The 6,168-nt window shown below is 49.5% G+C and carries 5 protein-coding genes; 2 read left to right on the forward strand and 3 right to left on the reverse strand.

All coding sequences use genetic code 11. The features are described 5' to 3' along the window. Position 1: 1 nt before the first annotated feature. Together tdh and kbl are read right to left on the reverse strand one after the other, a co-directional pair. Positions 2-1,027: an L-threonine 3-dehydrogenase gene (tdh, locus tag CWI84_RS03370; protein ID WP_126841161.1), complete on the reverse strand. Its 1,026-nt coding sequence runs from the start codon at positions 1,025-1,027 to the stop codon at positions 2-4. Between the two features lie 10 nt (positions 1,028-1,037). Then, positions 1,038-2,228, reverse strand: a complete 1,191-nt coding sequence (gene kbl / locus CWI84_RS03375) for a glycine C-acetyltransferase (protein WP_126841162.1) — start codon at positions 2,226-2,228, stop codon at positions 1,038-1,040. A gap of 160 nt (positions 2,229-2,388) precedes the next feature. Here kbl and coaD point away from each other — a divergent pair, with 160 nt between their 5' ends. Beyond that, positions 2,389-2,874, forward strand: coding sequence for a pantetheine-phosphate adenylyltransferase (gene coaD / locus CWI84_RS03380; protein ID WP_126841163.1), 486 nt, complete (start codon positions 2,389-2,391; stop codon positions 2,872-2,874). Here the strand turns inward: coaD and CWI84_RS03385 are convergent. After that, entirely contained in the window at positions 2,871-4,190 is a 1,320-nt protein-coding gene (locus CWI84_RS03385) for a sodium-dependent transporter (protein WP_126841164.1), read from the reverse strand. The two genes, coaD and CWI84_RS03385, sit on opposite strands and share 4 nt — an antisense overlap. Before the next feature lie 207 nt (positions 4,191-4,397). Between CWI84_RS03385 and pckA the strand changes: the two genes are divergently transcribed. Beyond that, positions 4,398-6,005, forward strand: a complete 1,608-nt coding sequence (gene pckA / locus CWI84_RS03390) for a phosphoenolpyruvate carboxykinase (ATP) (RefSeq protein ID WP_126841165.1) — start codon at positions 4,398-4,400, stop codon at positions 6,003-6,005. Positions 6,006-6,168 lie beyond the last annotated feature (163 nt).

Genomic DNA, 6,168 nt, shown 5'->3' on the forward strand with positions numbered 1-6,168 from the left:
ATTAGTCCCAGTTGAGAATGACTTTACCGGATTTGCCCGAAATCATGGTTTCGAAGCCTTCCTGAAAGTCGTCAATGGGCAATTGGTGAGTCAGAATAGGGCTGAGATCCAACCCCGACTGCAACAAACTCGCCATTTTGTACCAAGTCTCGAACATTTCGCGACCATAGATACCTTGCAGAGTCAGCCCTTTAAAGATCACTTGGTTCCAGTCTATCGCCATACTTTCTGGGGGAATGCCCAGCATTGCGACCTTGCCACCGTGGTTCATGGTGGCGAGCATTTGTTGAAAGGCTGATGGCACGCCGGACATTTCTAAGCCAACATCAAAGCCCTCTTTCATGCCCAATTCGGCCATTACGTCTTTTAGCGGGGTCTTGCTGACGTCGACCGCACGCGTCACGCCCATCTTCTCGGCTAACTGCAACCGGTAAGGATTTACGTCGGTGATCACAACATGGCGTGCACCAACATGGCGAGCGACAGCTGCGGCCATAATGCCAATCGGGCCGGCCCCAGTAATCAATACATCTTCACCCACCAAATCAAAGGCTAACGCTGTATGGACGGCATTGCCGAAGGGGTCAAAAATCGCGGCGAGATCATCGCTCACATCATCTGGCAATTTGAACGCGTTTTCTGCTGGAATCACCAAATACTCAGCAAACGCGCCTGGACGGTTAACACCAACACCTACGGTATTGCGGCATAAGTGTCTGCGACCTGCGCGACAGTTGCGACAATGGCCACAAGTAATATGGCCTTCGCCTGATACACGGTCGCCAACCTCAAAGCCGCGTACGCCGTCACCCATGGCAGCAACTTCACCGACATACTCGTGACCCACCACCATCGGCACAGGGATGGTTTTCTGCGACCATTCGTCCCAGTTATAAATGTGCACGTCGGTGCCGCAAATTGCGGTCTTTTTAATGCGGATGAGGAGATCATTGTAACCATATTCTGGCTTCTCAACGTCGGTCATCCAAATGCCGGGTTCGGCATGTAACTTCGCCAATGCTTTCACAAAAAGCTCCTTAGATGATGCCTAGGTCTTTACCGATTCGGGTAAAGGCATCGATCGTTCTATCAAGTTGTTCGCGCGTATGGGCCGCTGACATCTGAGTGCGGATGCGGGCTTTGCCTTTAGGTACCACCGGGAAGGAGAAGCCGATCACATAAATTCCCTGTTCTAATAGGCGGTCAGCCATAGTAGAGGCTAATTTAGCATCGCCAATCATGACTGGGATTATGGCGTGGTCGGCACCTGCTAGCGTAAAGCCTGCGGCCTCCATTTGCTCGCGGAAGTATTTAGCGTTTTGCCATAATTGGTCACGTAACTGATGACCGTCTTCCAGCATTTCTAGCACTTTAATGGATGCTTGAACAATGGCTGGCGCGACTGAGTTAGAGAATAAGTACGGACGCGAGCGCTGACGCAACCATTCAATCACTGCTTTTTTGCCTGAGGTATAACCGCCGCTTGCGCCACCAAGGGCTTTGCCCAGAGTGCCGGTAATGATGTCAACGCGGCCCATCACATCACAGTACTCGTGTGTGCCACGACCGTTTTCACCGACAAAGCCGGTTGCGTGACAGTCGTCCATCATTACCAGAGCATTGTATTTTTCGGCTAAATCACAGATGCCTTTCAGGTTGGCAATGACGCCGTCCATTGAGAACACCCCGTCAGTGGCAATCAGTTTATGCCGCGCACCGTCTGCGTCGGCTTGCTGAAGTTGTTGTTCGAGATCATCTAAGTTGTTGTTTTTGTAGCGATAGCGCTTAGCTTTACTCAAGCGAATACCGTCGATAATACTGGCGTGGTTCAGTTCGTCGCTGATGATGGCATCTTCCGCACCCATCAAGGTTTCAAATAATCCGCCATTGGCGTCAAAGCATGACGAGTAAAGGATGGTGTCTTCAGTACCTAAAAATGCACTGAGGCGTTGTTCAAGCGTTTTATGAATGTCTTGCGTGCCGCAAATAAATCGTACCGAAGCGGTGCCGAAGCCATGTTCGTCAAGACCTTGTTTTGCGGCCTTAATCAGCTCTGGGTGGTTTGCCAAACCTAAGTAGTTGTTGGCGCAAAAGTTCAGTACTTGCTGGCCTGAAACGGTGATTTCAGAGCTTTGATCTGATGCGATGATCCGCTCTTTTTTGTATAAACCTTCGTTTTTAACCTCTTCCAGCTGCTCATTCAGCTGTTGGTAAAATGCTTCGCTCATGATCGGCTCCTTTATCAATTTGTCCACCATTTTACTGATGTTCTGCAGTTATCGCATCCTCAATTTCGGGATCCGCTATTTTGCGAACTGTTCAATTCCGTGTACTCTTAGTGCCACTAACGGTGCAGTAGCAGCAATTATGTAGCGAAGGAGCAAGGCAATGCATAATCGGGCGATTTACCCAGGCACTTTTGATCCGGTCACTAACGGCCATACAGACCTTATTGAACGGGCATCTCGATTATTCCCCGAAGTGATTGTTGGAGTGGCGAATAGCCCCAGTAAAAAGCCGTTATTTAGCCTCGAAGAGCGGGTAGAATTGGCGCAATTAGTAACCGACGGGTTGGACAATGTTCGTGTTGTAGGATTTTCCGGTTTACTGGTAGATTTTGCTAAAGAGCAGGGCGCGACGGTGCTGATCCGTGGTCTACGTGCAGTGTCGGATTTTGAGTACGAGTTTCAACTGGCCAACATGAACCGCCGCTTATACCCAGGATTAGAAAGCGTCTTCTTAACCCCGGCTGAGGAAAACTCGTTTATTTCGTCAACGTTAGTCAAGGAAGTCGCGTTTCACGGTGGCGATGTTGGCGGCTTCGCTGACCATCGTGTTGCCAATCGCCTGCTTGAAAAATTTAATGGCGCCTAACGCAGCGCCACGTAGTAAAACACCCAACCCAATAGCAACGGGCACACCCAGCGAATATGGATGCGCAACAGGCTGACTATACGACTGTTTTGTGCGTGCTCCGTTAGCTGATTGCCACGCCGCCAGAGCCAACCAACGACCAGAAAATAGAATAACCCAGATAGCGGCAACTGGAATTGAGTAACCCAAGTGACCGTTAAGCTGAATAATGGGTCGAAGAACAGCACCAGTAACAATGCGAACAACGCAATAATGCCGCCGACCAACGCCGTCGCATGGTGGCGCGGCAACTGATGCCGCTCTAGGGTGTATGCAACGGGCACTTCAGCGGTGGCAATGGTTGAGGTCAGTGACGCAATGCTTAAAAGCACAAAGAACGCACAGCCTATCCAGCTACCTAAACCTCCGAGTTTGGCAAACAATTCTGGTAACACTGCAAAAATTAACTGCCCTTCACTAACCAGACCATCGCCAGAGCGAATATCCAGCCCTTGAGCGAGCGCTACGTACAGTGCAGGAATAATTAATAATCCTGCTAAAAAGGCAATGAGGGTATCGATGGCGGCGACGGAGAAACACAGGCGCCCAAGCTTAGCGCCGGGTTTTAAATAAGACCCGTAAATCATCATCCCACCCAGACCAATGGATAGCGAGAAGAACGCTTGGCCCATCGCGGAAACAATGATGTCATCATTTCCCAACTGGCTAAGGTCAGGCACTAAATAGGCGGCGAAACCTTCACTGGCACCAGGTAGCGGCGCCATTAAAATAATCAATCCAAGCAAAAGGACAAACAGCATCGGCATGAGCCGTCGCGACCATAACTCAATGCCATTTTGCACCCCACGGTAAACCACCACCGTGGTGAGTAACAGGAAAATACTGGTACTGATGAGGTCACGAGTGACCGAACTCTCGAAACAAAACTGCGCAATGCCGGTAAAGCCCAAGCCTTGTGCGGCAAAACCCACCGCATATGCCAGCATCCAACCGGCCACTATATGGTAAAAGCTCAACATTAATAGCGCACCAAAAACGTTGAGGTACCCCATGGTTGCGCCGGCATATCGAGCGCGACCCTGACTGAGCTTCGATAATGCTGTTACGGGATTAGCTTTACCGGCATAACCGATCAGCAACTCGCTATACAGAGCGGGAATTGCGAGAACAACGACAACGATTAAGTAGACAATAAGGAATGCCGCTCCGCCGTGATTAGCGACTTGGGTGGGAAAGCCCCAGATGTTGCCTAGTCCGACTGCAGAGCCTGCCGCGGCAAGGATAAATCCGAATCGAGATTGGAAGGATTCGCGCATAACGTTTTTACAGCAGCATTGTTTCGTTAAGTTTGCACGCTATTCTACCGATCTGACGCCGATATGCTCTATCTTTTTGCGACTTTTCACGATATTATTCGCGCCTTTCTGTTCAGCCCCAAATTGCTCATGCAGGAGGCACTAGCAACCGCGCTGAACCTTTACGTTAACGTTGATGACCTAGAGCACCCTCAGGAGTTTCTTACAATGACTGATCTGGATTTGAGCCAATACGGCATAACAGACGTCACCGAAGTTGTTCATAACCCCTCTTACGACATGTTGTTTGCCGAAGAAACGCGCGATGATTTACATGGTTACGAGAAAGGGACAGTTACTAACCTTGGCGCAGTCGCCGTCGACACCGGCATTTTTACCGGTCGCTCGCCAAAAGATAAATACATCGTTCGTGATGACACCACCAAAGATACCGTCTGGTGGTCTGATCAAGGTAAGAATGACAACAAAGCGATTGACCAAAAAACCTGGTCTCACCTGAAGGGTCTGGTTACCAAACAGTTATCAAACAAACGATTATTCGTGGTTGATACCTATTGTGGCGCCAACGAAGATACCCGCTTGGCCGTACGTTTTATTACTGAAGTTGCATGGCAAGCACACTTTGTGAAGAACATGTTCATTCGCCCGAGCGCCGAAGAGCTGGAAACTTTTACCCCAGACTTTGTGGTGATGAATGGTTCTAAGTGTATTAACCCGGACTGGCAGGAACAAAACCTCAACTCAGAGAACTTTGTTGCCTTCAACCTGACCGAGCGCGTGCAGCTTATCGGCGGCACATGGTACGGTGGTGAAATGAAGAAAGGTATGTTCTCTATGATGAACTACTTCTTGCCACTTAAAGGCATTGCCTCAATGCACTGTTCAGCCAACGTTGGCGAGCAAGGCGATGTTGCCATTTTCTTCGGTTTGTCAGGCACCGGTAAAACCACGCTATCAACCGATCCGAAACGGGCATTAATTGGCGATGACGAACACGGTTGGGACGATGACGGTGTGTTTAATTTCGAGGGCGGTTGCTATGCCAAAACCATTAATCTCTCGGAAGAAGCTGAACCCGACATTTATCGTGCCATTCGTCGTGACGCCTTGCTAGAAAACGTCACAGTTAACGACAATGGCGAAGTCGATTTCGATGACAACAGCAAAACCGAAAATACCCGAGTGTCTTATCCGATTTATCACATCGATAATATCGTTAAGCCAGTTTCTAAAGCCGGTCATGCGAAGAAGGTTATCTTCTTAACCGCGGACGCGTTCGGTGTATTGCCACCAGTGGCAAAATTGACCAAAGAACAAACTCAGTACCATTTCCTATCGGGCTTTACTGCTAAGCTAGCTGGCACCGAACGGGGCATTACTGAACCTACACCAACGTTCTCTAGCTGCTTTGGCGCCGCGTTCTTATCACTGCACCCAACCCAATACGCGGAAGTGCTAGTGAAACGCATGGAAGCCGCTGGCGCAGAAGCATACTTGGTAAATACCGGTTGGAACGGCACTGGCAAACGGATTTCAATTAAAGCCACCCGAGCCATCATTGATGCCATTTTAGATGGCAGCATTGAAGATGCGGAATTCCACCAATTGCCATACTTCGACTTAGCGGTGCCAGATGCACTGCCAGGCGTTGAAGAAAGCCATATTCTGGATCCACGCAATACCTACGAAGATAAAGAAGACTGGGAATTGCGTGCAAAAGATCTAGCCGCCCGCTTTATCGCAAACTTTGAGAAGTTTACCGATAACGAACATGGCGCAGCGCTAGTAGCAGCAGGACCAAAGCTCCCAGAATAAGCCATCGCAAAACAGCATAAAAGCCCGCCTAACCGCGCAATGCTGTTCACTTAAGCGGAGCAGCATTGCGATTCACCGGATAGCGGGTTTTGGATAGTTTAACCGACCTTGGTCTTGATGGCCTCGGTCGGTTTTCTTTGAATAACATACCTAGGCTTCCTCT

This window comes from Idiomarina tyrosinivorans, from assembly GCF_003987475.1.
Taxonomy (GTDB): Bacteria; Pseudomonadota; Gammaproteobacteria; order Enterobacterales; family Alteromonadaceae; genus Idiomarina; species Idiomarina tyrosinivorans.